Raw genomic sequence first — 25546 nt, forward strand, 5'->3', positions numbered from 1 at the left:
TCGCTACGGGCCTGCTCCCGGGAGTACGCGCTGCAGGCCCCATCCATGGGGCCTCAGCGCTTGACGGGCATCCATGCCCGTCACCTCCCTCCGCAGTCCCTTCGCTCGGCCTCCTGAAGTCGCAATCTGCGGCGCCTGGACTACCGCGCGCTTAAAAGCAAAAGCAACGGCAACGGCAACGGCAACGGCAACGGCAACGGCAACGTTGCAATTATTGGGCGAACGCACGCCCCAGACCACCCGGCACACCGCTGCTGTCAGTCTCCTGCCACGGTCCATCCGGGCTCAGCGACCAGCTCCAGCCGTTGTTGAAGCGGTAGTAGGTCCGCTGGCGGTAGAAGGTATTGGGTTTCTTCTCCAGCACATACACACCCAGCTTAGGGTCCCAATGGCTCGCCCCGCCAGGTGGCGGCGCGAAGCTGGCCGAGGTGCGAGGCATCGGCTTGGGCGTGGCCGCAGGCTTGCTCGGCGCGGGGGCCGGCTGTCTGTCCGGCAAGGGCTTGACCGCCGGCCCCGGCGGCGGCAGGCGCTCGATCGGTGGTTCGGGCTGCTCGTACGGCTCATGCACCGTACACGCAGACAAACCCAGGGCCAGGGTGATCAGGGTCAGGCGGACGATGCTGTGCATGGCATTGCTCTCTTACGGGTCGGGGCTGTCGATGGTCAGGTGCTGGATGGCCTGGGTGGCGCTGGGCAATGGCGTGCCCTGGCCAATCCACTCGCCATGGGTTGGCTGGCCAGCGCGTGATACACGTGCAACGAGTTGGACTTCGGCAAAGTCCGACAGTTTCATCTGCGGCATCATGGCGTCAGCATCGGACAGTTCCACCTCGATCGGCAACTGCGCCACGGTCACCCGCTTGGCCGCCAGCGGCATGGGTGGGCCATTGCTGGCGCGGGCGAAGATGAACACCGTGTCGTCAGGCTTGACCTTGTCCTTCAACGCCGCAGCAAGTTCCACGCGCACCTTCAAGCGAGCCGCCACGGGCGCCGCAGCCTGCCCCGGCGAACCGCCCAGGCGCTCGGCAGCGCGGTCGATACCACCCTGCAGCGCCGCACGCGAGGTATCACCTTCCGGCAGTTGCGCCAGCAGGCGCTTCCAGTAATCGATGGCTTCCTGGTAACGCTCGCCCTCGAAGGCAGCGATACCACGCAGGCCCAGGCTGGTCACTTCGTTGGGGTCGGCTTTCAGCGCCTCGTCAGTCAGCGCCTGCAGCTGCGGGCTCCATTTCTTGTCGGCGGCGAAGTACAGCGCCTGTGCCCATTGCCCGAGCAATTCGGGCTGGCGACCGGCCAGGGCCACGGCGCGCTCGAAGGTACGCGCGGCATCGGCGGGGCGCTGCTCGGCCATGTAGGCTCGGCCCAGGAAGTACACGGCCTCGGCCGAATCCGGCTGGGCCTGCACCACCCGTTCCAGGCGGGCAGTCATTTCTTCCATCGACTTGGGCGCTTCGGCAAACTCCTGGGTCAGCTCAACCTTGTCGGCCGCGCCGAAATGCAGGTACAGCCCCAATGCCAGCAGCGGCACCAGCAGCGCCGCCAGCAACGGCAGGGCCTTGCCCAAGTGGCCCTGACGAGGGGCCTCGGCACCTTCGGTATCCGCCAGCAGCTCACGGGCGGCCTCGTCACGACCCTTGGCCATTTGCGCCTCATCGAGCACGCCGGCGGCCTGCTGGGCAGCCAGTTCGGCGACGCGTTCCTGGTACAGGGCCACGTTCAGGGCGGTGCGGTCTTCTTCCTGCTGGCGGCCACGGCCACGCAGGATCGGGATCAGCAGGAAGCTGAGGGCAGCGAGCAGCAGCAGGCCCGCGCTAAGCCAGAATTCAATCATGGGTCTGTTCTTTTTCCAGCAATTTGGCGAGACGCTCGCGTTCTTCGGCGGACAACTCATTGGCGCCCTGCACGGCCGCACTGCGGCGCCGGCGCACGATCAGCGCCAGTACCACGAAACCACCGGCCAGCAAAATCCCCGGGCCGAACCACAGCAGCCAGGTACGCCCGCTGAGCGCCGGCTTGTAGCGCACGAAGTCGCCATAGCGGTCGACCATGAAGTCGACGATCTGCTGGTTGCTCTTGCCCTCGCCGAGCATGCGGAAGATTTCCCGACGCAGGTCGGCGGCAATCGGCGCGTTGGAATCGGCGATGTCCTGGTTCTGGCACTTGGGGCAGCGCAGCTCCTTGGTCAGCTGCTGGTAGCGCTCACGCTCGGCATCGTCGCGGAACTGGTAGGTGTCGATGGCCGCCTTGGCCACGCCTGCCAGGCTCAACCCCATGAAGAGCCCCAGCACGGCAGCTGCCAGCCCCCGCTTCATGGCCTGGCCTCGTCGACCAGGCCCTGGTACAGCGGCGCCAGCTGCTCACGCCAGACCGTGGCATCGACCACGCCCACGTGCTTGTAGCGGATGATGCCCTTGGCATCGATCAGGAAGGTTTCCGGCGCGCCATACACGCCCAGGTCCAGGCCCAGGCTGCCCTGCTCGTCACGAATGTCCAGCTGGTACGGGTTGTGGAACTCGGCCAGCCACTTCAGGGCCGCCGCATTGTCGTCCTTGTAGTTGACGCCGTGGATCACCACGCCCTGCTGGGCCAGCTGGTTCAGGTACGGGTGCTCGACCTTGCACGACGGGCACCAGGTGGCCCACACGTTGACCAGTGCCGGGCGGCCACGCAAGTCGGCCTCGGTCAGGTTACGGTCGCCCTGGGTCGAGGCCAGGGAAAACGCCGGGAACGGCTTGCCGATCATTGCCGAGGGCAGCTCGTCGGGCTTGAGGAACAGCCCTTTGTAGAGGAACACCGCCACCAGCAGGAATACCGCCAGAGGGACTACCATGATCCAACGCTTCATGCAGCTGCTCCAGACACGCCCAGGGCATCACGCACCCGGGTCTTGACCTTGACGCGATAGCGCCGGTCGAGGGCCGCCAGCAACCCGCCCAGGCCGGTCAGCAGACCGCCCAGCCAGATCCAGCGGACGTAAGGCTTGATATGCACGCGTACTGCCCAGGCGCCGTTCTCCAGCGGCTCGCCGAGGGCGACGTACAGGTCGCGGGTAAAGCCGGCGTCGATGCCGGCTTCGGTCATCATCGACTGCTGCACGGTGTACAGGCGCTTCTCCGGGTGCAGGGTGGTCACTTCACGGCCATCGCGACTGACCACCACGGTGCCCTTGTCGGAAATGAAGTTCGGCCCTTCGAAGTGCCGGGCCCCCTGGAACAGGAAGTGGTAACCGCCCAGTTCCACGCTCTCGCCCGGTGCCATGCGCAGGTCGCGTTCGGCGCTGTTGTTGCTCGACAGCACCACGCCCAGCGCGCACACCGCCAGGCCCACGTGCGCCAGCTGCATGCCCCAGTAGCTGCGGCCCAGGCCAGGCAGGCCCTTGAGCAGGCCTTTGTGGCGGGTCTTGTCGAGAATGTCGCGCAGCCCGCCAAGCACCACCCAGGCGGCCAGGGCGAAGGCGGTCAGGGTCGGCCAGTCGAAGTCGTCGACGATAAGGCCCGCCACCGGCGCAAGGATGGCGCTGCCGAGCAGCACCGGGGTCATCATGCTGGCCAACCATTTGCCTGGGGTGTCTTTCCAGCGAACCACCACGCCCACGCCCAGCACCACCATCAGCAGTGCCATCAGCGGCAGGAACAAGGCGTCGAAATACGGTGGGCCGACCGACAGCTTGGCACCGGTCAACGCATCGAGCACCAGCGGGTAGAGGGTGCCGAGCAGAATCATCGAGGCCGCCACTACCAGCACCAGGTTGTTGGCCAACAGCAGCGTCTCGCGCGACCACAGGGCAAAGCCGACCTGGCTCTTTACCACCGGTGCGCGCAGGGCGAACAGAGTGAGCGAACCACCGACCACGAACAGCAGGAAGATCAGGATGAAAATACCCCGCGACGGGTCGGCGGCAAACGCATGCACCGAGGTCAGGACACCGGAGCGCACCAGGAAGGTACCCAGCAGGCTCAGCGAGAACGCGGCAATCGCCAGCAGCACGGTCCAGCTCTTGAATACCCCGCGCTTTTCGGTCACCGCCAGCGAGTGGATCAGCGCCGTACCCACCAGCCAAGGCATGAACGAGGCGTTTTCCACCGGGTCCCAGAACCACCAGCCACCCCAGCCCAGTTCATAGTAGGCCCACCACGAACCCAGGGTAATGCCGACCCCGAGGAAGGCCCAGGCAACGATGGTCCAGGGCCGCGACCAGCGCGCCCAGGCGGCGTCCAGGCGGCCACCGAGCAAGGCGGCGATGGCGAAGGCGAAGGCCACCGAGAACCCGACGTAGCCCATGTACAGCATCGGCGGGTGGACGATCAGGCCAAAGTCCTGCAACAGCGGGTTGAGGTCGCGGCCATCGGTCGGCACTTGCGGCAGCAGGCGCTGGAACGGGTTGGAGGTGATGATCAGGAAGCTCAGGAAGCCCACGCTGATCATGCCCATTACCGCCAGCACGCGGGCCAGCATCACCTGCGGCAACTGCCGCGAGAACACCGATACGGCGAAGGTCCAGCCGCCGAGGATCAGCGCCCACAGCAACAGCGAACCTTCGTGCGCCCCCCACACGGCACTGAACTTGTAGTACCAGGGCAAGGCGCTGTTGGAGTTGCTGGCCACATAGGCGACCGAGAAGTTGTCGGTCATGAAGGCATGGGTCAGGCAGGCGAAGGCAAAGGCCAGGAAGGCGAACTGCCCCCAGGCCGCCGGCCGCGCCAGGCTCATCCACAGGCTGTCGCCACGCCAGGCGCCGAGCAGCGGCACGCTGGCCTGCACGGCAGCAAAGCAGATGGCCAGGATCATCGCCAGCTGGCCGAGTTCGGGGATCACCAGCGCCGCGTTCATGGCCTGGCCTCCCCGCCGCTGGCGGCCTGGCCGCTTTCCTTCAGGGCCTTGGTAACCTCGGGCGGCATGTACTTCTCGTCGTGCTTGGCCAGTACTTCATCGGCCACCACCACGCCATCGGCGTTGAGCTTGCCGAGGGCGACGATGCCCTGCCCTTCGCGGAACAGGTCGGGGAGGATGCCACGGTAGGTGATCGGCACCGACTTGTTGAAGTCAGTGACCACGAAACGCACGTCCAGCGAATCGGACGAACGCTGTACCGAACCTTTCTCGACCATGCCGCCGGCGCGGATGCGGGTGTCCAGCGGCGCTTCGCCGTTGGCGATCTGGGTCGGGGTGTAGAACAGGTTGATGTTTTGCTGCAATGCGCTCAAGGCAAAGCCGACGGCAACCCCGACGCCGACCAGCAGGCCGACGATGAGCAACAGGCGTTTCTTGCGCTGCGGATTCACTGGTTGTTCTCCCGGCGCAAACGGCGCGCCTCATCTTGCAGGTAGCGACGGCGGGCCAGCACGGGCGTGGCGACATTCAGCGCCAGCACGGCCAGGCAGATGCCATAGGCCGTCCACACGTACAGGCCATGGTGGCCCATGGCGAGAAAGTCACCGAAGGTGGCGAAACTCATTGTGCGGCCCTCCGCCCCAGGCTGTTCAATACTTCATCCTTGACCCAACTGGCGCGCGCTTCGCGCTTGAGTACTTCAAGGCGCATGCGCAGCAACAGCACCGCGCCAAAGAAGCAGTAGAAGCCCAGCGCCGTGCACAGCAGCGGCAACCACATTTCTGCGGGCATCGCCGGCTTTTCGGTGAGGGTGAAGGTGGCGCCCTGGTGCAGGGTGTTCCACCACTCCACCGAGTACTTGATGATCGGGATGTTCACCACGCCGACGATCGCCAGTACCGCACAGGCCTTGGCTGCACTGTCACGATTACTGATTGCCTGGCCCAGCGCAATAATGCCGAAGTACAGGAACAACAGGATGAGCATGGACGTCAGCCGGGCATCCCAGACCCACCAGCTTCCCCAGGTGGGCTTGCCCCAGATGGCCCCGGTGACCAGTGCCACGGCGGTCATCCAGGCACCAATGGGGGCCGCGCATTGCAAGGCGACGTCGGCCAGTTTCATCTTCCATACCAGCCCCACCACCCCGGCCACTGCCAGCAGCACGTAGCAGGACTGCGCCAGCATCGCCGCCGGTACGTGGATGTAGATGATGCGGAAGCTGTTGCCTTGCTGGTAGTCCTGGGGGGCGAAGGCCAGGCCCCAGGTGATGCCGACCAGCAGCAGGAGCACGGCAGCGCCGGCAAGCCACGGCAGCATGCGGCCGCTGATGGCATAGAACCATTTGGGGGAGCCCAGCTTGTGGAACCACGTCCAGCTTATTTTCATCAGGGTACATCCAGGGTATTGGCCGGGCTTGAAAGCCCGGGACTCGTTATTCGCCGACGCTGATCTTCAGGCCGGCCGCTATCGCAAAGGGTGCCAGGGTCACGGCCAGGGCCGTCAGGCTGGCGAGCCAGAGCAGGTGGCCGGTTGCCGGCATATTCTGCAACGCCGCTTGCAACGCACCACTGCCCAGGATCAATACAGGGATATACAACGGCAGAATCAGCAATGCCAGCAGCAAACCGCCGCGTTTCAGACCGACTGTCAGCGCCGCGCCCACCGCGCCCAAAAGGCTCAGCACGGGCGTACCCAGCAGCAGCGAACCGAGCAGCACCGGCAGGCAATGGCTCGGCAGGCCCAGCATCAGCGCCAGCAGCGGCGCCAACAATACCAGCGCCAGCCCGGAAAAGATCCAGTGTGCCAGCACCTTGGCCAGCACCAGCAGCGCCAACGGGTGCGGCGACAGCACCCACTGTTCCAGCGAGCCGTCCTCGAAATCGCTGCGGAACAGGCCGTCCAGCGACAACAGCACCGCCAGCAGTGCCGCCACCCAGACCAAGCCTGGCGACAAGGTTTGCAACAATTGGCTTTCCGGGCCGACTGCCAGCGGGAACAGTGCAACCACGATGGCGAAGAACACCAACGGGTTGGCCAGCTCGGCCGGGCGGCGGAACAGCAGGCGCGCTTCGCGGCGCAACAACAGGATGAATACGCTCATGCCGCCCATTGCCCCAGGTTCAGTTCACGGTAACCGGAGGATTTGCGTTCCAGCGTGTGGTGGGTGGTCAGCACTACCGTGCCGCCCTGCTCGCAGTGGGCCGCCAGGTGCGCCTCGAGCTGCGCCACGCCCTGCTTGTCGAGGGCGGTGAAGGGTTCGTCGAGGATCCACAGCGGTGGGCTGGCCAGGTACAGCCGGGCCAGGGCCACGCGGCGCTGCTGGCCGGCAGACAGGGTGTGGCAGGGCACGTCTTCGAAACCACGCAGGCCGACGGCCGCCAGTGCCGCCCAGATCGCCTCGCGGCTGGCCGGCTGGTGCAGGGCGCACAGCCAGGTGAGGTTCTCCTCGGCGGTGAGCAGGTCCTTGATGCCGGCGGCGTGGCCGATCCACAACAGGATGCTGGCCAGGGCGTGGCGCTGTTCGGCCAGTGGCTTGCCGCCCAGCAGGATCTGCCCGGCCGTCGGCTGCATCAGGCCGGCCAGCAAGCGCAGCAGGCTGGTCTTGCCGCTGCCGTTGGGGCCGCTGATCTGCAGCATGTCGCCGGGCCGCAGCTCGAAAGCGAGGTGCTCGAACAGCAGGCGCCAGTCGCGCTCGCAGGCCAGGCCCGCGGCTTGGAGGTGAAGGGTCACGGTTTCGCCTTATCTTTGTAGGGCTAGAGGTCGGCGTCGCCTGCTTCGCGGGTAAACCCGCTCCCACAGGTTCAACGCAGGGTTTGAAAGCTGCGCAAACCCTTGTAGGAGCGGGTTCACCCGCGAAGCAGGCGACGCCGACCTCTAGCCCTGTATCTCAAGTCGCCCCCCTCGCTGCCGTTATACTGGCAACGACGGACGGTCGGCATTATTACACGCGCCGCCGCGCTGCCAAGAGGGCGGGTTCGACAGGTTGTATACAATCATGACTGAAATCAATAGTCTCGGCGCACAAACCGCAATCAACCCCCAGGCCATCAAGGCGGGCATGACCGGCGAACTGCTGCGCCTGACACAACCGCAACCCGGCTTGATGGCCCCCGGCGAGACCGCCCAGGCCGAAGTCATGTCGTTGCGCCAGGTGGGCCAGGACTTCCAGCTGGTGCTGCGGCTGATGCTGGCCAACGGCACCCAGACCCAGCTGCAAGCCAGCGCCAGCCAGCCCCTGCCCCAGGGTAGCCAGGTCACGGTCAGCCAGACCGAAAGCAACCGCCTGGCGATCATGCTGCAGCAGGCCAGCGCCAGCCAGGTCGCCACCCTCACCCGCCTGGACACCAGCAAAGTGCCGGTCGGCACCCTGCTGCAGGGCAAGGTCCTGACCAACCAGGCTCTGGCCCAGGCGCCCGGCCAGCCCGCCGTCTACCGGGCGCTGGTCAGCCTGCTCAACAGCGCCCAGGCCGGCGCTACCCTGAGCGTGGACAGCCCGCGACCGCTGGCCGTCGGCAGCCTGCTCAGCGCGCTGGTGCAGGGCGACCAGTCGTTGCGTTTCGTACCGCTCAGCGGCCGCCAGGACCAGCTCAGCATTGCCCAGCAGCTGCTGACCCAGCAAAACCGCCAGGCTTCGCTGCCCGGCCTGCTCAATGCCCTGCAACAGGTGGCCCGCGACCCGGGCGCCGATGGCGAATTGCGAGCCAGCGCCGAACGCCTGCTGGCGAGCCTGCCAGAAGCCCGGCAACTGGGTGATGCCAAGGCAGTGGCGCAGGCCCTGAACAACAGCGGTGCCTTTCTCGAAGCCAAACTGCTGGGCGGTTTCCCGGCCAGCGTCGCAGCCGACCTCAAGGCGCACTTGCTGCGGCTGATCACCCTCACGCCGGCAAGCGTACCCGGGGCGCCCAACCTGGCGCCCGCCAGCCTGGCCGTTACCATGCCGGCCCTGGCCCGCAGCGCGCTGGGCATGCTCGAACGGGTCAGCCCCAAGCCGCAGCCGGGCGCATTCCCGCTGCCGTCGCGCCTGCTCAAGGCCATGGAGGACGAAGGCGACCTGCAACAATTGCTGCGCCTGGCCGCCGCTGCTGTATCGCGCCTGCAAAGCCATGCCATGAGCAGTCTGCAACAAACCGGTACCCTGGAAAACGGCAACCTGCAGACCACCTGGCAAACCGAAGTGCCGATCCGTCACGGCCAGGAGTTCATACCGTTGCAGGTCAAGCTGCAACGCGAGGAAACGCCACAACAGCAGGCCGACCGCCAGCAGGAAGCAGCCGACCCGCTGCAAGCCCTGTGGCGTATCGAGCTGGCTTTCGACCTCTCGCCCCTTGGCCCGGTGCAAGTCCAGGCACAACTGAGCCAAGGCCGCCTGGGTGGCCAGCTTTGGGCGGAACGCGAGGCGACAGCCCGGCTGATCGACAGCCAGCTCGGCAGCTTGCGCGAACGCCTGTTGGCGCGGGGCCTGGATGTGGGTGATCTGGAATGCCATCCTGGTATCCCCCCACAAGGCCCGCGTACGCGGGTAGAACAACGTTGGGTGGATGAGAACGCATGACGCACCAACCTGCACGCCAGGCGATTGCCCTGTTCTACGACGGGCAGCAAGCCCCGACCCTCACCGCCAAGGGCGACGATGCGCTGGCCGAGGCCATCCTGGCATTGGCCCGCGAGCACGAAGTGCCGATCTACGAAAATGCCGAGCTGGTGCGTCTGCTGGCGCGCCTGGAGCTGGGAGACCAGATACCGGAGGCGCTGTACCTGACCATCGCCGAAATCATCGCCTTTGCCTGGCACCTGCGGGGCAAAGTGCCTGCGGGCTTCGATGACGAACCTGACGCCCCAGGGGCAACCCCACCGCTGCTCGGAAGGCTGCTGCCCGGTGGCGAAGGCGCCTGACCGCCACGGTATCCATGCAAATTGCCTTTTTGCGCCATATTGGTAACGTGCCGTTCAAGGTCAGGCGCTTGGCGATGTAAGGAATACTGTAATGCGTACCATCTGGTTCTTGCTGCTCCCGGGCACCCACATCCTTGATCTCGGTGGCCCGTTACAAATCATGGCGAGCCTCGAAGAACTCCAGCTGGCACCGGTCAACGTACGTTGCATAGCCGCCAGACAACAGGTCAGCAGTTTTCAGGGCGTGACACTGAGTGGCCTGCACCAGTTGCCTGACCGGCTGGCACCGCAGGACTTGCTGTTCGTGGTGGGCAACAAGCTCTCTGCGACACCCGCCGATACCGCGATATTGACCGCCACAGCCCGGTGGCTGGCGAAGGTGGTCAGGCAAACGCCGGATATAAAGCTGTGCTCCATATGCACCGGTGCGTTTCTGCTGGGCGAAGCTGGCTTGCTGGATGGCCGGCAATGCACCACGCACCATCGTTACGTCGACTTGCTTCGAACGCGCTACCCAGCAGCCAAGGTGCTGGAGAACCGCCTGTTCGTCGAGGATGATGGCGTGTTCACCTCGGCAGGCGTGTCCAGCGGTACCGACTTGGCGCTGCACATCGTCAGCCTGCAATTTGGCAAGGTAGTAGCCAACCAGGTGGCGCAGGAACTGGTCATCTACCGTCGCCGCGCCGGCGAAGATGTGCAACTGCGCGCGGCAGACCTGGCGCGCAACCACATCCACCCGTTGGTGCATGCAGCCCAGGACTACATGGATGCACACCTGGGTACCAACTTCAGCTTCGAACAACTGGCCAGCCAGTTCAATGTGAGCTACCGGCACCTGGCGCGGCTGTTTCGCGATAATACCGGCCAGACACTGCAGAACTACCTGCGCGCCCAACGCATCGACCTGGCCCGTGAGCTTTTGCGCGGCAGCCATCTCAACGTGGAACAGATCGCCGAGCGTTGCGGCTACGGCAGCAGCCATGCCTTTCGCCTGGCATGGCGCCAGGAAATGCCGCAGCCGCCACTGCAGTTTCGCCATGCTCTGGCTCACGAGGGCGCCTAGATCTTTGCGCTGCTACCGCTCGCTTATCGCAGTCGGGGCGAAGCTTTCGGTGAAGAACTCCACCACGGCCCGGCGCGAAGCGTCGCGCGCTGCCGGGTCAGGTGCCGAACGCCCCACGCCTCCCTGGCCACGGTGCAGGAACGGGTCCTGATACTCCTGTGCAGCCTCCAACCCATTGAAGCCGTGCTCTGCGCCGGGGTACACCAGCACCTGCGCCCGCGCCTGGTCTTCGCTGGGCAGGTTTGAAATCAGCGACGAACAGGCACGCGGGTCATCGTCGTACTGGTCGTTTTCGCCCACCAGCACCAGCAAGCGCGCCGGGGCCAGATGCTTGAAGGTATAACCTGGCACACGGTTGTAACCCCAACACACGGGGTAGAACGCGGCCATCGAGATGGGGCGTACGCCTGAGGCTTTCTCCAGTTCGTCGTTGATGGGAGCAGAGGCGGCGAGCATGGCCTGTACGCCCCCCCAGGAAAACCCGAGCACGCCCACGCGTTTGTCATCGACACCGGGTTGCTTGGCCAGGTAAGCCAGGGCGCCTGCCAGGTCCGGCAGGGTATCGTGCACACGTGGTGGCCGCCCTTGTGCACCGCCCGCAAGCCTGCGCGCGCCCCACATATCCAACTCCAGCGTAGCGATGCCGCGGGCATTGAGGTCGCCGCCATGCAACGGGCCGCGCGAATCCATGCCCGCCGAGCCATGCAGGATGATCACCGCCGGTACCGGGCCCGCACCGTTGGCCGGCAGCGACAACACAGCCGGAACCCGAATCGGTATCGCCTTGCCGGCGGATGGCAGTGGCTGACTATAGAAAGAGACAAGCCGTTTGCTGACAGTGGCAACGGTGCCGCTATCGGTGGCGGCGACCTCAGCCCGGGCCGCTGCGAACGGAAGCGCACAGCCAAGCACCAAGCTGATGGCCATTACTTTGAACATCTGGTTACCCCTGAACGTCATGAGCGGGTGTTGAACCTGCACCCGTTATCGAAAATTGGCGGCGCCTGGCATCAGCCGCACATCGTCATTAGTGCCAGGCCATCAACATGCCATTGGGTGAATGCCAACGGGTCGAGCATCGCCATACCTGTCATCACGCAACTCGCCAGCACAAAAGCCACGGCATAAAAACGCACCTCCTTCGCGCAGGCCGTGCCATACACCGCGATCAATGCAAGGATCTGCACCCCCACGGCGAACACACCGATGCCGAATCCTGAAGCAAGCAGTTCAGCCATTGAACACCGCGCTCCAGGCACGGCCGGCCGTCGCGGCCATGGACCTTTGCGAGGACACGGCCCGGAAGGCCTGTTGCAGGTCGGCCTTGATATCGTCAACACGCTCCAGGCCGACACACAACCTGATCAAACCATCCGTGATACCCGCCTGTTGGCGTGCCTGTGCGTCCAGCCGCCCGTGTGTGGTTGTGGCCGGATGCGTGACCATGCTGCGGGTGTCGCCGATGTTGGTACAGCGCGCCACACAACGCAGTTCGTCAATCCATTGCCAGGCTGCGGCCTGGCCCCCGACGATCTCGAAAGCCAATAGCCCGCCATGGCCGTCCTGCTGGCGGCACGCCAATGCATGCTGGGGGTGGTGTTCAAGGCCGGTGTAATGGACTGCAGTCACCAGGTCCTGATCCATAAGCCAGCGTGCCAGCTCAAAGGCGCTCTCCTGCGCCCGCATCATTCTGACTTCGAGGGTTTCCAGGCTTTTGAGCAGCAGCCAGGCGTTGAACGGGCTGCAAGAAATGCCCAAGGTACGCAGAACACCCCGCAACACCTGCAGGAGGCTTTGCGAACCGGTCACGACGCCCGCCAATGCACGCCCCTGGCCATCCATGTACTTGCCAGCGGAGTGGATGACCAGGTCCGCTCCCAGTGTGTGTGGCCGCTGAAAAACCGGGGTCAGCAAGGTGTTGTCCACCACCAGCAATGCCCCTTTTTCATGTGCCAGCATGCTTATGGCGCGGATATCACCGATTTTCAGCAGCGGATTGGAGGGCGACTCCAACACCACCAGGCGGGTCCTGCCGTCGATTGCTGACTTCCACTGCGCCAGGTCTGTCAAATCGACGAATCGGGCCTCGATCCCGAAGCGGGCCATGTAGTAGCTGAAGGCATTGACCGTAGTGCCGAACACGTCCCGGCTGCAGACGATGTTGTCGCCTTGCTGGAGAAAGGCGTGACAAAGCGCGGTGAAAGCGCCGATACCAGAAGCGAACGCCACTGCGCTTTCAGCGCGTTCGAGCGCTGCCACACGGTTTTCAAACGCTTGGACGGTCGGGTTGGTGAACCGGCTGTATACATTGCCTTGCTGCTGGCCGCTGAAGCGCTCGCATGCCTCTTTGGCTGAAGCGAAGGTATAGGCGGACGTCATGGCCAACGGTTCACAGAACACATCGGACAGGTCGCTGACCCGGTGAGCATGCAATGCCCTGGTTGCATTGAAATCAGTTGCGTTGAAATCATCCAGGCCAATCACGGTCGATTGCATGGTTATGCGCCTCCTTGTTTGCATTGAACAATGCGCAATTGATCGGTGGACTATTCAGGTTCGGCGAGTTGAGTGGCCAGGGTTTCGCTTGAAGGGCGAACTGCTACCAGCCACAAGGATGCCAGGGCAGCCACCGCCGTGGCCGTGGCCAGGCCGGCCAAGGTCAGCTGGTAGCTTTGATGCCGGTCGAAATCCAGTGCGCCCAGCTGCGTGGCTACCAAGGCGCCAAGTTGGTGTACCAGGAACAGCATCCCAAACACCTTGCCTTTGATTTCGGCGCCATACAGCGCGAAGCAGAAGGCAGACGTGAGCACCACCGTTCCGAGGTAACTGGCGCCAAACAGCACAGCGAACACGTACGTTCCGAGGGGCCCGGGCGTGGTCAGCAGCACGATGACCGCAGCGGTTCGCAGCAGGTAGAACATCATCAGCAACAGGCCCTTGTTGTAGCGGGTGGCCAACCAACCCGCCAGCAGGCCGCTGACCAGCTCCAGCACACCCAGCAGGCTCAGGCCGCTGGCCTGCACCGAACTGGGCAGCGCCTCACCCTGCCAGAACGACACCAGATGAACATCGATGAACGCCATGGTGGCACCACAACTGGCGAAACTGGGCGCCAGCACGAAGAAGCGCGGGTCACGCAGCAGAAACATCACCGGATGCCTGACCTTTGCCGCCTGCGGGTCGGGCTTCAGCGGCACGGTGCGGGATACCCAATACAGCGCCAGGCTCAAAGGCACCAGGAAGATCAGGCCAACCCAAGAGAACACCGACTGCCAGGGCACGCTCTGCTGCAGCATGATCCACAACGGCGACAGCACGATGAAGCCGATGGACGTGCCGTTGGTGACGAATGCGAAAGCGAAGGCCTTGAACCGTTCGGCGACCAGGCGATCGACCAGAATACCCATGGGTACATAGGTCATCGCCGCAAGGGCAAAGGCTCCAAGCAGGCCATACACCAGGGTGAACACCAGCAGGTGCGTGCCGGCGAAGGTCACGCCCAGCAGCACCACCCCGCCGCTGAGACTACCCAGGGCCACCGTGCTCAAGGGGCCAACCCGGTCGCTCAGCCACCCCACCACGGGCGACACCAGGCCAATGGTCAGGACGAACAGCGATCCTGCGGTGGCCAAGGCTGCGCGCCCCTCGCCAAAGTGCGAGGCCAGGTCGACGAAGTAGACTTGGTACAACCCTTTCAATGCGCTGGACAGAAACATCACCACGAAGCCGACTACCAGCACCGAGACGATCAAGGTAGAGCTGAATTTCTGTTTCATGGCCAATCCTTATCGTGTGGGCATTACACCGCCTCGGCTTGCGGAGCTCGGCAATAGGCCTGGTACATGTTTTCGTACATTGCGTAGAACAGCCGGCAGGTGTGGTCTACCGCCTGCAACGCCTCTTCCTGCATCTGCGCGGTGGTGCACAACTGCGAGACAAGGTCCAAGCCTTCATTGACGTGGCCCACGTCTTCCTTCTGGTGCACCGAGAAAAACAGCAGGTCCTGTTCGGTCAGGCCATAGGCTCGCCCCAGCAACACGTGCCGTGCATCTCCAGCGACGGTCTCGAGGTTCTGCCCCTCGCTGGCGATCATCACTGCTGCTGCACCAATGTGATAACGCGCCGGGTCCCGTACCGCCTGCAGGCGGAAATCGATCAACTCCCGAGTGGCTGGCAGCGGTTGCTCGGCATCACGCTCGGTATCGGTGATACCGAGCGCCCTCAGGAAGTTCTGCATGAGCACGACATGGTTATCGGTGCGCGAAAGCCGGCCGGTTTCTTCTTCGAAGCAATTGGTGATCAATGCCCGCTTGTGGGCGGGTAGCGGGCAATAAAAGAACAGGTGCTCGACATAAGTCAGGAAATACTTGGTGAGCTGGTAGCCTTGCAGCGCGACCTTGCGCAGCAGCGGCCGGTTGCCCTCAGGCGCAAGCAATTCCTCGAATATGGGGTGGGACAAGGTCAGATGGTGGTGCAGCTTCTGCTCCAACTGATCGCGAAAATCTGCAGTAGATAAGGCCATTGGGGCGTTCCTTGGTGAATGAGCAGTTGCCGTTGACGGGGATGACCGCAGGCGGGGTCAATGAAGGGCAATTCAGTGCAGGTTGAGTCGCAGCGCAAGGCTTTCCACGGTCTGGGCCATGTAATGGCCGCGATGCTTCACGCCATCGACCCGCGCGTAGTCGTCAAGCACGCCGTAGGTCTTAAACCCGAAGGATTGCCATAACCGGTGTGCACGAGTGCCCTCGCGCACATCCAGGGTCAACAGCTCGATACCTTGGGCCTGGCACAAGCGCACGACTTCGCAGAAAGCCCGTGCCACCAGGCCGGACCCGCGATAGGACGGATGCACCACGCCCTTGCTAAGGTCGGCAATATGCCGGCAGTTCGGCATGCTGCTGCGCGAAAGGATGACCAGGCATGCCGGCCCTGCCATTGCCTGGCCGAGCAGGACGTGGGTATCGCCGCCACGGATGCGCTCTTGCAGCGAGGCCGTGAATTCGACGCTCTGCCCGGCAGACATCTCGTGCTCGTAACCCAGAACACCGCCATCGCCAACCGTGCTGTTGATGAGTTGCATGATGGCTGGCGCGGTATCGCTGTCAGCCTGGCGCAACCACTGCAACTGTGGTTCGCCGGGGGCCAACTGCTTTGAAGAGAGGGTGTTCATTGCGTAAATCCCTTGTGCGTACAGGCAGGGATTTAAACGTTTAAGTACGACCCCGGGTAAGAAGGGAACCGGACAGGAAACGGAAGGATAGTGACATACATGCAAAATGCCATCAGCGACCGTGGCCAGGTGCGATGAGAACGGTCAGGTCCTGTACCGAAATATCTACCACCGTTTTCCCGCGCCCCTGTTTCAACCTTGCCGACCTCATCTCAGCGCAAGGTATACCCCCCATGCATTCGACCCGCATCAACGTGATGGGCACGCATTACGTTATAGACCACCTCGGCCATGTGCCTCGCCCCGATCGTGAAGCCAACCGCGCCATCCGCCAATGGCTTGCGCAGCAAGGCCATGACCTGGACCCGGACCAGCTCGACGTCGTTACCCTCCACTACTGTTCGGATGGCGCAGGTGGCCAGCTGGCCGCAATCAGCCAGCGCACCAGCCTGCCCCAGGCACTGCTGGGCAACTGGCAGGGCGAGTCGGCCAGTGACGTGTTCGGCAAGCTGCTGCAAGCACCATGGGCCGGTGCGTTACCCGCAGGTCCGATACGGTTGGTGGACACCCTCCCGGCCCCCGCCTTCAATCACTACGGGGCACCCTTCGAGGTATTCAACGGACTGTTCCGGCGCACTACCGCGCAACGCTACGACGCTTCCACCCATTTGCCGGTAAGCGCCGAAGCCTTCCAGCAGTTCATCAACAACCTGGACTTCCAGCAGCCTTTCAAGGCGGCGCTGGATGTCTACTGGCGTGACCATCTGCACAGTCACAGGCTGGCGCTGAAGCTCAACTTCATCGCAGCCTGCAACAGACAGGTCAGCGAGGGCAGCCTCAGCGAACCTGCACGGCAACTGGTCTGGCAAGCGGCCGGGCTGATGCCACGGCGCAACAGGCTGCGACGCAGCACGTTGAGCATCTACGGCTATGCAGCGACCGACCTGCTGTACCTAAACGACCCCGCCACCGACCTGACGGTGCTGTACGTACCTGGCAACAGCTCACCGTTGCTGACGTTCAGCAGCGAACGAGAATTGAAGGCCTGGGTCGGTGAACAATGCAAAGACCCGACCAGGCGCCAGGCCCTGAAACAGCACTTTCGCCTGGCAGATTGTCCGCAAGGCCTCGACTTCAGCGGCCTGGACACTGCCATGGAGGGGCTGGGCGCCTACCCTGAACGGCACCTGCTGCCGCCCGAACACGGCTATTTCAACGACGACGGCACCTGGCCGCCGCAGACCTATGTCAATTATCGACCAGCCAAGTACAACCCCAAAATCAAGGGCGACCTGTTCCAGGCACTGGCCGAGCGCCAGCGTCAGCGCAGCTACGACGATGCCGCGTTTCTGATCACGGCTGACAGCGAAGTCATCAAGGCCAGGTGGCGTGGCTACCTGGCCACTACGCTCAACCTGCTGGCGCCACTGTGCCTGGTAGTACCCGGCCTGGGGCCGCTGCTGGCCGTCGGCGGTATCGCCCAGCTTGGCCTGGGGCTCGACCAGGCAATCAACGGCAAGTCACTTCAGCAGCAGCAGGAAGGCATCGGCAACATCACCTGGGGCCTGTTCAACGCCTTGCCCCTGGCGGCAGGCGCTGCCGCAAGGGCCAAGGCGTTGTTCGAATTCAAGGTCGAAGGTTTCGCGCCGCCGACGCGGCTGAATGAACAGATCGGCTACCCCCTGAGCCCGCTCTCGCCACCGCGCTTCCCGGAGCCCGAGGGCGCAAGCTACTTCCATATCACCGACCCGATAGAGCCACTGGAGGACGCTGACCAGGCAGTTGCCGACGCCGTCATTCGTACACCCCAGTACGATGGTGAGCCAGACACCCTGGCAGCGAACATCGATGGCTACAACGCCAAGGTGATCTACGACATGGAGCGGGACGTATTCATTCGGGCCGAAGACCTGAACCAGGTCGACCCTGTCGGCTTCGTGGCGGTACCCGGCAGCCGGAACCTGCGCCCCGCGCCACAAGGGCGCGTGGTTACCCATGCGATGCGCAGTCGTACCCTGCGGGCGCTGGGCGTGGACCTGCCATTGCCGCTACAGGTGCCGGCCAGAGCGCCAGGCAGTTGGCCAATACCCAAGCACATCTCCTGCCTGTGGGTCGGTGACCAGATCATCGGCCCGGAGCTGCTGGCCAACTTGGGCCAGAACGCAGCGCGGTTGCAAGGTAGCGAATACAGCATGCGGTTGTTCCTTTCCAGCACTGCCCAGCAGGCCTATGCCGAAAACCTGGAGCTGCTGGCCAGTCATGCCCCGGGCTTGCAGGTGCTGCCCTTGGAAGAGCAGGCCTTCTTCAGGGCTTTCCGCCAAAGCAGGTACTACGCGCAGTACGACGCTGCCCTGGATGGCAACGGCGGCGTTGCCCGCAACTATGCATCGGCATGCGATGTGCTGCGCTACCCGATGCTGCACCACGAAGGTGGCCTGTACATGGATGTCGATGACACCTTGCTCGCGCCAGGCGAATACTCATTGATCATCGACGGCCAACCGGTAGGTGCCGCCGGTGAACCCATCGATCAGGTCGATTTGAGCACGGACGCCAATGGGCTGCTGCTGGTACCGCCCATGTCCAATGAAAAGATGGGCATGAACAGCCTCTACAACTCCAGCCTCATCGGCAGCCACCCCGGCAACCCCACCCTGGAGGCCATTTCCGAAGAGATGTACGCACGCTACCAGCTCAATCGCGACTTCTACGACAGCAAGCCCAGCCTGGCTGAAGACCCGGGGAATTTCTATGAGTATGCCAGCCGCCTGAGCTACCTCACCGGCCCTGCCCTGCTCAGCGACGTGGTCGATCGGCAACTGCCGAGCCTGCGCATCCTGCGCCAGCTCACCAATCTCTATGGGATGCCGCGCATCAATGCCTACCGGTTCGTCGATCTGCCACGCATGCGCGATTCGGTGCGTACACTCCTGCCTCTGAACCGCTTCGCCACTGTCGGTGGCAACCATTCCTGGAGCCGAACATGAACCCGCGCCAACCTGTGGTCGGCGCAGCCGGCCAAGACTACGTCAAGGCAATGCTGGGTTCCGTGCCTCGCCCTGACTGCAGTGCCAGTGCAGCCATCCGCGAATGGGCCAGCCAGCAGCGGCTGGACGTGGAACCCGACAACACGCTTGCAGTGACCTTGCATTGCAAATTCGTTCCCAAGCGGGGCTGGCTGGCCAAGATCGTCCAACAAATGAGCCTGACCGAAGCGCTGCTTGGCAACTGGCAGCAAAGCGGCTACTCCAAGGTTGCCGAGCAAACCGCGCAGCTGCTGCTAAGAGGCGGGACGGCCACCGTCGACCTGCTAGGTGTACTGCCAGAGCTTTCCCTGCCACACGGTCGAGCGCCCTGGGCCCAGGCCTTCAGCAATGGCCAGGTGACGATCGTCGATGAATTGCCAGGAAGTGGCCTGGACCACGACATCGATGTGCACACCGAATTCCATGGCCTTTTCCGCCAGACCGCACCCATGCGCTACGACGCCAGCACTTATGTGCAGTTCGACGCCACGACCTTCCAGTCCTTCATCTGGCAACTCGACTTCCAGGGTGTATTCAAACGCCAGCTCGATGACTTCTGGGCCCATGCCGCCAGCCAGTACAGCGTCAGCGCGTGCATCGCATTCCTCGCTGCCTGCAACAGGCAAGCATTGCGGGGCAAACTCAGTGAACAGGGGCGCAGCCTGGCGTGGCGGGCGGCAGGCGTGGAACGCTGGCACCACGGCGCCAACCTCAGTGACAACGGGGTAGAGGCCAGGCTGCTGAACATCAATGGCTACCCATCGAGCGACATCCTCTGCCTGAGCGATATGCGCAGCCGCCTGACCTTGCTGTACATACCGGGCAATGCGGCGCCGTTGCATGAGTTCGCCAACCCAGGTGCCATGCGTGCGTGGCTTGCCAGGCAGTGCCGCGACGCCGACAAACGGGCAGCCCTGCTTGCCCACTTCAGGGCCTGCGATATTCCGGACAGGATTGGCCGCTCGGGGTTGCGTCGGGTACTTCAGGGCATGGCCGATTTCCCGCCCCGCCAGATCATCCTGCCTGCAACCAGCGTGTATCGCCTGGCCAGGGTTTGGAACCCGCACACCCTGATCAACTACAAGGCAGACACCTCCAGCCCACGCATCGAATACAACCTGTTCGATGCATTGACGGTGGCACAACGTCAACGCAGCCAATCCGACGCCGACTTCCTGATCACGCGCGACAGTGAAGTGACCAAGGCCGCATGGCGCAGCTATTTCTACCTGACCATGAACCTGGCCACACCGTTTCTGCTGATGGTTCCCGGACTGCTACCCCTGGCTGCCGTGGCCGGGGTGGCCCAATTTACAGTGGGCCTGGACCAGGCGCTGCACGGCAAGAATGTGAACCAACAGCTCGAAGGCGCGGAGCAGGCCGTGTTCGGCCTGCTGAACGCAGCCCCTGGGCTGGCGCGCGGGGTCAAGGCGAGCAAGGCGCTGTTCGGCCAACGCCCCATTGGCTTCATCAAACCGGTGAGGCTCAATGGCCGCATAGGCTACCCGCTGAGCCCGGTCTCGCCGCCACGCTGGCCCGGGCCTGCGATGACACCCTATTTCCAGGACTTGGCAGTAGCGGGTGACCAAGTAGCCACCACCTTGCCCGGCGCAGACTCACACGTTGCCCGCTGCGTAACGCGGCGCAAGGCATTCGGCACAGGTGACGAACTGATCGGCGATGCGGGGAATGGCCCACACCCGCTGTACTACGACGCCCGACAGGACAGTTTCGTGCTCAAGTACCCCAACGGCACACGCGGCGCCCAGCACTATGTGGCCAGCGCCGATCCGCTGCAGCCCTCGATCAGCCGACTGCTGCCCAATACGGACCCGTTGCGGGAAATCAGCCCGGCATCGCGCTCGCGCACGCTGCGGGCACTGGGTATCGATCTGCAGCTGCCCATCGACCTCGATGCGCTGGGGACTGCACCAGGCATACCCGTCCCCAGGCAGGTATTTCACATCTGGCTGGGTGACAGGACGATCGCCGGTGATTACCTGGCCGCGCTCGACAACAACGTGCAGGCACTGCGCAACAGCGATTTCACGCTCAAACTCTACCTCTCCAACGCCAACCCTCAGGCATTCGAACGTAACATGACCCTGCTGCAGCCCCGCATCGACAGGGGATTGAAGGTTGCAGTACTGGAGCAGCAGACTTTCTATCATCAATTCGCGGCAAGTGAATACTTCGACCAGTACCAGGCTGCGCTGGAAGGAAATGGCGGTGTGGCCAGCAACTTCTCCTCGGCCTCCGATATTTTGCGCTACCGCATCCTGCATAGCGAAGGCGGCATCTACCTGGATATTGACGACCATCTGCTGGTCGAGCCGGACGCAACCGGGCAGTTACGGGCAAAGATCGACAGCGTACCGCTCACCACGCCCCTCGACGGGCTGCTGTTGAGGAGCCCGGTGTGCAATGCGCAATTGGGCATGTATACCAGCTACAACACCAGCATGATTGGTAGCCGCGCTGGTAATCCGGTGCTGAACGCCATTTCCGACGAGATCCTGGCGCGCTACCTCACCCCGGAGGGCCAGGCGTTCTACGAGGTCCCCAAACCTCCGCGACAGCATGCGGCGGCATTCCAGGCCTATACCGAAAGGCTCAACACGCTGACCGGGCCTGCGGTGCTCAACCATGTGATCGACCAACGTCTACCTGAGCTGTACACATTCAGGCAGGTGGCGGACCTGGCAAACATGCACACCCTGAACTACGACGCGCTGCTGGATGAAGCAGCACAACGGCGTGCAGAGCTGCGGTTGCTCCCCCTGGAAGAGGTCGCAATGGCCGGAAACGCTCAGGGTTACTGACGGCCGGACGGGCTTGCGCGGCCGCTGTGCCTGGGGCCGCACAAGATTCATGGCATTCAGTTGCCGCGATGCAGCTTGCTCATCAGCTCTGCCTCGGCCTGGGTCAGGCCGCAGCTTTCGGTCAGCTCCGCCACGCTGGCGCCCATGCCCACCAGCTTGGCCGCCTGGGTAAAGGTGACGTTGTGCGGGTCGCGCTGTTCCAGTTGCTGGATCTTGTCGGGCAGCGGCGCAACCGCCACGCGCAAGTCATGCAGCGCCTCGCCCATGCGCACGGTACCGTTCTGGTAATCATCCAGGCGCTTGGCCAGGTCCTTGATGCGCTGGTCACGCAGCGCGTCACCCGCTGCCTGCTGCGCAGCCAGCTCGCGCTGGCGCTTGCTGTAGTTGAGGAAAAACCACAGGCTCAGCGCCCAGACCAGCGCCAGGAAGATGACAGCAACCTCTAGGATCAACTCAGATGTTCTCCAGCTCGGACCACTCTTCCTCGGTCATCATCTTGTCCAGTTCGACCAGGATCAGCAGTTCGCCGTTCTTGTTGCACACGCCCTGGATGAATTTGGCCGACTCTTCGTTACCCACGTTCGGCGCGGTCTCGATCTCGGACTGGCGCAGGTAGACCACCTCGGCCACGCTGTCGACCAGGATACCGACCACTTGCTTGTCGGCCTCGATGATGACGATACGGGTGTTGTCGGTGACTTCAGTCGGCATAAGGCCAAAACGCTGGCGGGTGTCGATCACGGTCACCACGTTGCCGCGCAGGTTGATGATGCCCAGCACGTAGCTTGGTGCACCCGGCACCGGGGCGATCTCGGTGTAGCGCAACACTTCCTGCACCTGCATCACGTTGATGCCGTAGGACTCATTGTCCAGACGGAAGGTAACCCATTGCAGGATCGGATCTTCGGAACCTTGTGCAGACGACTTTTTCATTCCCCTACCCTCAAAATCCGCCACAGGCGGTGTGTTCGGTGTCATTTCTGTTTGGCGTGCATCTGCTTGACCGCACCACTGGCGATCAGCTCGGCCAGTGCAGCGACGTCGAGCAGCGCACACATGTGTTCAATAACCGTGCCGGCCAGCCACGGACGCTGGCCACGCTGGCTGCGCCACTTGATCTCGGACGGGTCCAGGCGCAGCGAGCGGCTGACCTGGTGTACGGCCAGCCCCCATTCATAGCCCTGCACGGAAATCACGTACTGCAGGCCCTGGCGGAAATCATCGCGGTAGCGATCGGGCATCACCCAGCGCGCGGTGTCCAGCACCTTCAGGTTGCCGGCCTGGCAGGTCAGAATGCCGAGAAACCAATCCGGCTGGCCGAATAGTGGTGTCAGTTCCTGGCCGGCCAGGGTGTAGATCGAGCCCAGGCACACCAGCGGCACCGCCAGGGTCAGGCCCGCCACGTCGAACAGCAGGCATTCGAACGGCTCGGCGGCCCAGGCCGGGCGGCCATCGACCGTGGCCGGGGGCACGGGTACCTGCGGCGCCGGCAGGTGTACGTCCACCAGCGGCACTGCCGGCTCCACGGTCTGCTCCTCGACCAGCACCGGGATGCTGGCCTCGGCCACCACCTCGCGCTCGACTACCGTCACTACCGGTGCCTCCACCGGCATCACCTGTGGCAGCACCGCCAGCCTGGGCTCGGCGAACGGCCGTGGTGCGGGGCTGACAGTTGCTTCGGCTGACGCCGGCCTGGCTTGCTGCAAGGCATCACGCGCCTGCTCTTCGCGCACCGCTTCGGCGAACTCGTCCGCCGCCGCTGGCGCCTCGAACAAGTCTTCGGCTTCGGTGGCGTCCTGCAGCAGGCCGTCGAGGTACGACTGCAGGGCCATCTGTGGCCGGGTACTGGTTTGCCGGGTCTGGGTCATCAGGCCACCTGCGCCGCAGTCTTGTAGGTCAGCAGGTGCTTGAGCAGCGCCCTGTAGGCAACCAGCCCGCGGCTCTTGCTGTCGAATTGCGAGGGCGTGACGCCCTTGCGGCTGGCATCGCGCAGGCGCGTATCCACCGGGATGTAGCCCTGCCACACATGCTGGCCGTAGGTGTCACGCAGCAGCTTGAGCGTGGCCAGCGAGGCCTGGGTGCGGCGGTCGAACAAGGTCGGCACGATCTGGTACGGCAGCGCCTGCTTGCGCGAGCGGTTGACCATGGCCAGGGTCCCGACCATGCGCTCCAGGCCCTTTACCGCGAGAAATTCGGTTTGCACCGGAATCACCAGCTGCTGGCTGGCTGCCAGGGCATTGACCATCAGCACACCGAGCAAGGGTGGGCTGTCGATCAGGGCATAGTCGAAATCCTGCCACAGCTGCGCCAGACTCTTGGCGATCACCAGGCCCAGGCCGTTCTGCCCCGGTGACTGGCGCTCCAGCACCGCCAGCGCGGTACTCGACGGCAACAGCGAGATGCGTTCGTCACTGGTAGGCAGCAGCAGTTGCCCGGGCAGGCCCTCGGGCACCGCGCCCTTGTGCAGGAACAGGTCGTAGCAGCTGTGCTCCAGGGCATCGGGGTTGTGCCCGAAATAGCTGGTCATCGAGCCGTGCGGGTCGAGGTCGACGACGACCACGCGCTTGCCGGCCTCGGCCAGCAGGCCGGCCAGGGCGATGGTAGTGGTGGTCTTGCCGACGCCACCTTTTTGATTGGCTACTGCCCAGACTCTCATCAAGCAAACTCTATCTATTGATTTGGCAGGGACACTGCTGGGGCAACTGTCTTGCTCAACATCGGAAAGCTGGCGCGATCCCTGTGGGAGCGGGCGCGCCCGCGAACACCGGCGCAGCCGGTGCCATTCACCGCATCGCCTGATTCGCGGGCTCGCCCGCTCCCACAGGGGACAGTACTGCCTTCAAATTTGTGTTCGTGGCAACGTCGGGGAATTGACGGATCACTGCCCCGCCACCGTTGCTGGCGTTGCCGGTGCACTTTGTGTGCCAGCCCGGCGCAATGCAGCATCCGGCGTGGCATTGGCACTGCCCGAGCCAGTCAGACTGCGGCGTACTTCGAGGTTGCGCGAAATCACCAGCACCACGCGGCGATTGCGCGCACGGCCTTCGGCAGTGTCGTTGCTGGCCACGGGCTGGTACTCGCCATAGCCGACCGAAGCCATGCGTGCCGGGTTGACACCTTCCATCGCCAGCAGGCGCACGATGCTTGCCGCCCGAGCCGAAGACAACTCCCAGTTGGTCGGGTACTGCGCAGTGCGGATCGGCAGGTTATCGGTAAAGCCTTCGACGTGCACCGGGTTGGCGAACGGCTTGAGAATGCCGGCCACTTTCTCGATGATCGCAAATGCCTTGTCGCTGGGCATGGCATCGCCGCTGCCGAACAGCAACGAGGAATTGAGCTCGATCTCGATCCACAGTTCATTGCCGCGCACAGTCATCTGGTCGCTCTTGATCAGGTCGCCAAAGGCATCGCGCACGTCATCGCTGATGGTTTTCAGCGGGTCGATACTGGTCGCCCCAAGGCCCGCATCGGTCTGCTCGCTGTCCTTCACCAACGGCTCGGCCGGGCGCACGCTCAGCGGCCTCTCTTCACCGATGGGGATCGGCTTCATGCTGCGCTCGGGGTCGTTGAACACCCCGAGCAAGGCCTGGGAAATGACCTTGTACTTGCCCTCGTTGATCGAGGAAATCGAATACATCACCACGAAAAAGGCGAACAGCAAGGTGATGAAGTCGGCGTAGGACACCAGCCAGCGTTCGTGGTTTTCGTGTTCCTCGGTATGACGACGGCGACGCATGGG

The 25546-nt window shown here is 63.7% G+C and carries 26 protein-coding genes; 5 read left to right on the plus strand and 21 right to left on the minus strand.

Annotated elements, in window-relative coordinates:
- Nucleotides 1-211: 211 nt before the first annotated feature.
- From WM94_RS17405 to ccmA, 10 genes are read right to left on the minus strand one after another with little or no spacing between them, the layout of a single operon-like run.
- Nucleotides 212-628, minus strand: a complete 417-nt coding sequence (locus WM94_RS17405; protein ID WP_013973557.1) for a hypothetical protein — start codon at nucleotides 626-628, stop codon at nucleotides 212-214.
- Nucleotides 629-640: 12 nt separating this feature from the next.
- Nucleotides 641-1831 carry a c-type cytochrome biogenesis protein CcmI gene (gene ccmI, locus WM94_RS17410; RefSeq protein WP_015271184.1) on the minus strand — a complete coding sequence of 397 codons (1191 nt, stop codon included), beginning with the start codon at nucleotides 1829-1831 and terminating at the stop codon, nucleotides 641-643.
- Entirely contained in the window at nucleotides 1824-2312 is a 489-nt protein-coding gene (locus WM94_RS17415) for a cytochrome c-type biogenesis protein (protein ID WP_003257333.1), read from the minus strand. The genes ccmI and WM94_RS17415 overlap by 8 nt, the downstream gene beginning before the upstream one ends.
- Nucleotides 2309-2845, minus strand: coding sequence for a DsbE family thiol:disulfide interchange protein (locus WM94_RS17420; RefSeq protein ID WP_061551785.1), 537 nt, complete (start codon nucleotides 2843-2845; stop codon nucleotides 2309-2311). Before WM94_RS17420 ends, WM94_RS17415 begins: the two co-directional genes overlap by 4 nt.
- On the minus strand, nucleotides 2842-4815 hold the full coding sequence (locus tag WM94_RS17425) for a heme lyase CcmF/NrfE family subunit (RefSeq protein WP_177342405.1): 1974 nt from the start codon (nucleotides 4813-4815) through the stop codon (nucleotides 2842-2844). Before WM94_RS17425 ends, WM94_RS17420 begins: the two co-directional genes overlap by 4 nt.
- An 11-nt stretch (nucleotides 4816-4826) precedes the next feature.
- Nucleotides 4827-5282 carry a cytochrome c maturation protein CcmE gene (ccmE, locus tag WM94_RS17430; protein WP_013973561.1) on the minus strand — a complete coding sequence of 152 codons (456 nt, stop codon included), beginning with the start codon at nucleotides 5280-5282 and terminating at the stop codon, nucleotides 4827-4829.
- Nucleotides 5279-5455: a heme exporter protein CcmD gene (gene ccmD / locus WM94_RS17435; protein ID WP_003257324.1), complete on the minus strand. Its 177-nt coding sequence runs from the start codon at nucleotides 5453-5455 to the stop codon at nucleotides 5279-5281. The genes ccmE and ccmD overlap by 4 nt, the downstream gene beginning before the upstream one ends.
- The gene (locus WM94_RS17440) at nucleotides 5452-6219 is read right to left on the minus strand and encodes a heme ABC transporter permease (RefSeq protein ID WP_012273476.1); all 768 of its coding nucleotides are present in this window, start codon (nucleotides 6217-6219) and stop codon (nucleotides 5452-5454) included. The genes ccmD and WM94_RS17440 overlap by 4 nt, the downstream gene beginning before the upstream one ends.
- A gap of 46 nt (nucleotides 6220-6265) precedes the next feature.
- Complete coding sequence (ccmB, locus tag WM94_RS17445; protein ID WP_013973563.1) at nucleotides 6266-6943, minus strand: heme exporter protein CcmB; 678 nt, start codon at nucleotides 6941-6943, stop codon at nucleotides 6266-6268.
- On the minus strand, nucleotides 6931-7563 hold the full coding sequence (gene ccmA / locus WM94_RS17450; RefSeq protein WP_061551787.1) for a cytochrome c biogenesis heme-transporting ATPase CcmA: 633 nt from the start codon (nucleotides 7561-7563) through the stop codon (nucleotides 6931-6933). The genes ccmB and ccmA overlap by 13 nt, the downstream gene beginning before the upstream one ends.
- Nucleotides 7564-7828: 265 nt before the next feature.
- Between ccmA and WM94_RS17455 the strand changes: the two genes are divergently transcribed.
- The 3 genes from WM94_RS17455 to WM94_RS17465 all read left to right on the plus strand — a co-directional run bounded on the left by WM94_RS17455 (nucleotide 7829) and on the right by WM94_RS17465 (nucleotide 10789).
- Nucleotides 7829-9385, plus strand: coding sequence for a flagellar hook-length control protein FliK (locus tag WM94_RS17455; protein ID WP_061551788.1), 1557 nt, complete (start codon nucleotides 7829-7831; stop codon nucleotides 9383-9385).
- Complete coding sequence (locus WM94_RS17460; RefSeq protein WP_039612711.1) at nucleotides 9382-9726, plus strand: EscU/YscU/HrcU family type III secretion system export apparatus switch protein; 345 nt, start codon at nucleotides 9382-9384, stop codon at nucleotides 9724-9726. Before WM94_RS17455 ends, WM94_RS17460 begins: the two co-directional genes overlap by 4 nt.
- A gap of 91 nt (nucleotides 9727-9817) precedes the next feature.
- On the plus strand, nucleotides 9818-10789 hold the full coding sequence (locus tag WM94_RS17465; RefSeq protein WP_061551789.1) for a GlxA family transcriptional regulator: 972 nt from the start codon (nucleotides 9818-9820) through the stop codon (nucleotides 10787-10789).
- A gap of 12 nt (nucleotides 10790-10801) precedes the next feature.
- On the opposite strand, the gene WM94_RS17470 is transcribed toward WM94_RS17465, so the two are convergent.
- The 6 genes from WM94_RS17470 to WM94_RS17495 all read right to left on the minus strand — a co-directional run bounded on the left by WM94_RS17470 (nucleotide 10802) and on the right by WM94_RS17495 (nucleotide 15959).
- Nucleotides 10802-11728 (minus strand): dienelactone hydrolase family protein, encoded by a 927-nt coding sequence (locus WM94_RS17470; RefSeq protein ID WP_054573514.1) that lies wholly within the window; start codon nucleotides 11726-11728, stop codon nucleotides 10802-10804.
- Nucleotides 11729-11799: 71 nt separating this feature from the next.
- Nucleotides 11800-12027 (minus strand): hypothetical protein, encoded by a 228-nt coding sequence (locus WM94_RS17475; RefSeq protein WP_003257320.1) that lies wholly within the window; start codon nucleotides 12025-12027, stop codon nucleotides 11800-11802.
- Nucleotides 12020-13285 carry an aminotransferase class I/II-fold pyridoxal phosphate-dependent enzyme gene (locus WM94_RS17480; protein WP_061551790.1) on the minus strand — a complete coding sequence of 422 codons (1266 nt, stop codon included), beginning with the start codon at nucleotides 13283-13285 and terminating at the stop codon, nucleotides 12020-12022. Before WM94_RS17480 ends, WM94_RS17475 begins: the two co-directional genes overlap by 8 nt.
- 50 nt (nucleotides 13286-13335) lie before the next feature.
- Nucleotides 13336-14565 (minus strand): MFS transporter, encoded by a 1230-nt coding sequence (locus WM94_RS17485; protein WP_061551791.1) that lies wholly within the window; start codon nucleotides 14563-14565, stop codon nucleotides 13336-13338.
- A 23-nt stretch (nucleotides 14566-14588) separates the two neighbouring features.
- On the minus strand, nucleotides 14589-15311 hold the full coding sequence (locus WM94_RS17490; RefSeq protein WP_061551792.1) for a TenA family transcriptional regulator: 723 nt from the start codon (nucleotides 15309-15311) through the stop codon (nucleotides 14589-14591).
- 72 nt (nucleotides 15312-15383) lie between these two features.
- Entirely contained in the window at nucleotides 15384-15959 is a 576-nt protein-coding gene (locus WM94_RS17495; protein ID WP_061551793.1) for an N-acetyltransferase, read from the minus strand.
- A gap of 233 nt (nucleotides 15960-16192) precedes the next feature.
- Between WM94_RS17495 and WM94_RS17500 the strand changes: the two genes are divergently transcribed.
- Nucleotides 16193-18946, plus strand: coding sequence for a dermonecrotic toxin domain-containing protein (locus tag WM94_RS17500; protein ID WP_061551794.1), 2754 nt, complete (start codon nucleotides 16193-16195; stop codon nucleotides 18944-18946).
- The gene (locus tag WM94_RS17505) at nucleotides 18943-21807 is read left to right on the plus strand and encodes a dermonecrotic toxin domain-containing protein (protein ID WP_061551795.1); all 2865 of its coding nucleotides are present in this window, start codon (nucleotides 18943-18945) and stop codon (nucleotides 21805-21807) included. Before WM94_RS17500 ends, WM94_RS17505 begins: the two co-directional genes overlap by 4 nt.
- Before the next feature lie 56 nt (nucleotides 21808-21863).
- Here the strand turns inward: WM94_RS17505 and WM94_RS17510 are convergent, their stop codons facing one another.
- The 5 genes from WM94_RS17510 to motD form a co-directional block, all read right to left on the minus strand.
- Nucleotides 21864-22259: a DUF2802 domain-containing protein gene (locus WM94_RS17510; RefSeq protein ID WP_015271199.1), complete on the minus strand. Its 396-nt coding sequence runs from the start codon at nucleotides 22257-22259 to the stop codon at nucleotides 21864-21866.
- A 1-nt stretch (nucleotide 22260) separates the two neighbouring features.
- Nucleotides 22261-22740 carry a chemotaxis protein CheW gene (locus tag WM94_RS17515; RefSeq protein ID WP_003254393.1) on the minus strand — a complete coding sequence of 160 codons (480 nt, stop codon included), beginning with the start codon at nucleotides 22738-22740 and terminating at the stop codon, nucleotides 22261-22263.
- A gap of 41 nt (nucleotides 22741-22781) precedes the next feature.
- Nucleotides 22782-23675: a CheW domain-containing protein gene (locus WM94_RS17520; RefSeq protein ID WP_061551796.1), complete on the minus strand. Its 894-nt coding sequence runs from the start codon at nucleotides 23673-23675 to the stop codon at nucleotides 22782-22784.
- Complete coding sequence (locus WM94_RS17525) at nucleotides 23675-24463, minus strand: ParA family protein (protein ID WP_013973578.1); 789 nt, start codon at nucleotides 24461-24463, stop codon at nucleotides 23675-23677. Before WM94_RS17525 ends, WM94_RS17520 begins: the two co-directional genes overlap by 1 nt.
- A gap of 222 nt (nucleotides 24464-24685) precedes the next feature.
- The gene (motD, locus tag WM94_RS17530; protein ID WP_013973579.1) at nucleotides 24686-25543 is read right to left on the minus strand and encodes a flagellar motor protein MotD; all 858 of its coding nucleotides are present in this window, start codon (nucleotides 25541-25543) and stop codon (nucleotides 24686-24688) included.
- Nucleotides 25544-25546 lie beyond the last annotated feature (3 nt).

The sequence above is a fragment of the Pseudomonas sp. ABFPK genome, from assembly GCF_001586765.1.
Classification (GTDB): Bacteria; Pseudomonadota; Gammaproteobacteria; order Pseudomonadales; family Pseudomonadaceae; genus Aquipseudomonas; species Aquipseudomonas asiatica.

Bases quoted from the DNA above. Each gene is read 5' to 3' on its own strand.
- WM94_RS17490 (WP_061551792.1), bottom strand. From the start codon at position 15,311: ATGGCCTTATCTACTGCAGATTTTCGCGATCAGTTGGAGCAGAAGCTG.
- WM94_RS17455 (WP_061551788.1), top strand. From the start codon at position 7,829: ATGACTGAAATCAATAGTCTCGGCGCACAAACCGCAATCAACCCCCAG.
- WM94_RS17495 (WP_061551793.1), bottom strand. From the start codon at position 15,959: ATGAACACCCTCTCTTCAAAGCAGTTGGCCCCCGGCGAACCACAGTTG.
- motD (WP_013973579.1), bottom strand. From the start codon at position 25,543: ATGCGTCGCCGTCGTCATACCGAGGAACACGAAAACCACGAACGCTGG.
- WM94_RS17460 (WP_039612711.1), top strand. From the start codon at position 9,382: ATGACGCACCAACCTGCACGCCAGGCGATTGCCCTGTTCTACGACGGG.
- WM94_RS17475 (WP_003257320.1), bottom strand. From the start codon at position 12,027: ATGGCTGAACTGCTTGCTTCAGGATTCGGCATCGGTGTGTTCGCCGTG.
- ccmD (WP_003257324.1), bottom strand. From the start codon at position 5,455: ATGAGTTTCGCCACCTTCGGTGACTTTCTCGCCATGGGCCACCATGGC.
- WM94_RS17420 (WP_061551785.1), bottom strand. From the start codon at position 2,845: ATGAAGCGTTGGATCATGGTAGTCCCTCTGGCGGTATTCCTGCTGGTG.
- ccmB (WP_013973563.1), bottom strand. From the start codon at position 6,943: ATGGGCGGCATGAGCGTATTCATCCTGTTGTTGCGCCGCGAAGCGCGC.
- WM94_RS17485 (WP_061551791.1), bottom strand. From the start codon at position 14,565: ATGAAACAGAAATTCAGCTCTACCTTGATCGTCTCGGTGCTGGTAGTC.
- WM94_RS17405 (WP_013973557.1), bottom strand. From the start codon at position 628: ATGCACAGCATCGTCCGCCTGACCCTGATCACCCTGGCCCTGGGTTTG.
- ccmI (WP_015271184.1), bottom strand. From the start codon at position 1,831: ATGATTGAATTCTGGCTTAGCGCGGGCCTGCTGCTGCTCGCTGCCCTC.
- WM94_RS17415 (WP_003257333.1), bottom strand. From the start codon at position 2,312: ATGAAGCGGGGGCTGGCAGCTGCCGTGCTGGGGCTCTTCATGGGGTTG.
- WM94_RS17465 (WP_061551789.1), top strand. From the start codon at position 9,818: ATGCGTACCATCTGGTTCTTGCTGCTCCCGGGCACCCACATCCTTGAT.
- WM94_RS17505 (WP_061551795.1), top strand. From the start codon at position 18,943: ATGAACCCGCGCCAACCTGTGGTCGGCGCAGCCGGCCAAGACTACGTC.
- WM94_RS17480 (WP_061551790.1), bottom strand. From the start codon at position 13,285: ATGCAATCGACCGTGATTGGCCTGGATGATTTCAACGCAACTGATTTC.
- WM94_RS17440 (WP_012273476.1), bottom strand. From the start codon at position 6,219: ATGAAAATAAGCTGGACGTGGTTCCACAAGCTGGGCTCCCCCAAATGG.
- WM94_RS17500 (WP_061551794.1), top strand. From the start codon at position 16,193: ATGCATTCGACCCGCATCAACGTGATGGGCACGCATTACGTTATAGAC.
- WM94_RS17470 (WP_054573514.1), bottom strand. From the start codon at position 11,728: ATGTTCAAAGTAATGGCCATCAGCTTGGTGCTTGGCTGTGCGCTTCCG.
- WM94_RS17515 (WP_003254393.1), bottom strand. From the start codon at position 22,740: ATGAAAAAGTCGTCTGCACAAGGTTCCGAAGATCCGATCCTGCAATGG.
- WM94_RS17525 (WP_013973578.1), bottom strand. From the start codon at position 24,463: ATGAGAGTCTGGGCAGTAGCCAATCAAAAAGGTGGCGTCGGCAAGACC.
- WM94_RS17520 (WP_061551796.1), bottom strand. From the start codon at position 23,675: ATGACCCAGACCCGGCAAACCAGTACCCGGCCACAGATGGCCCTGCAG.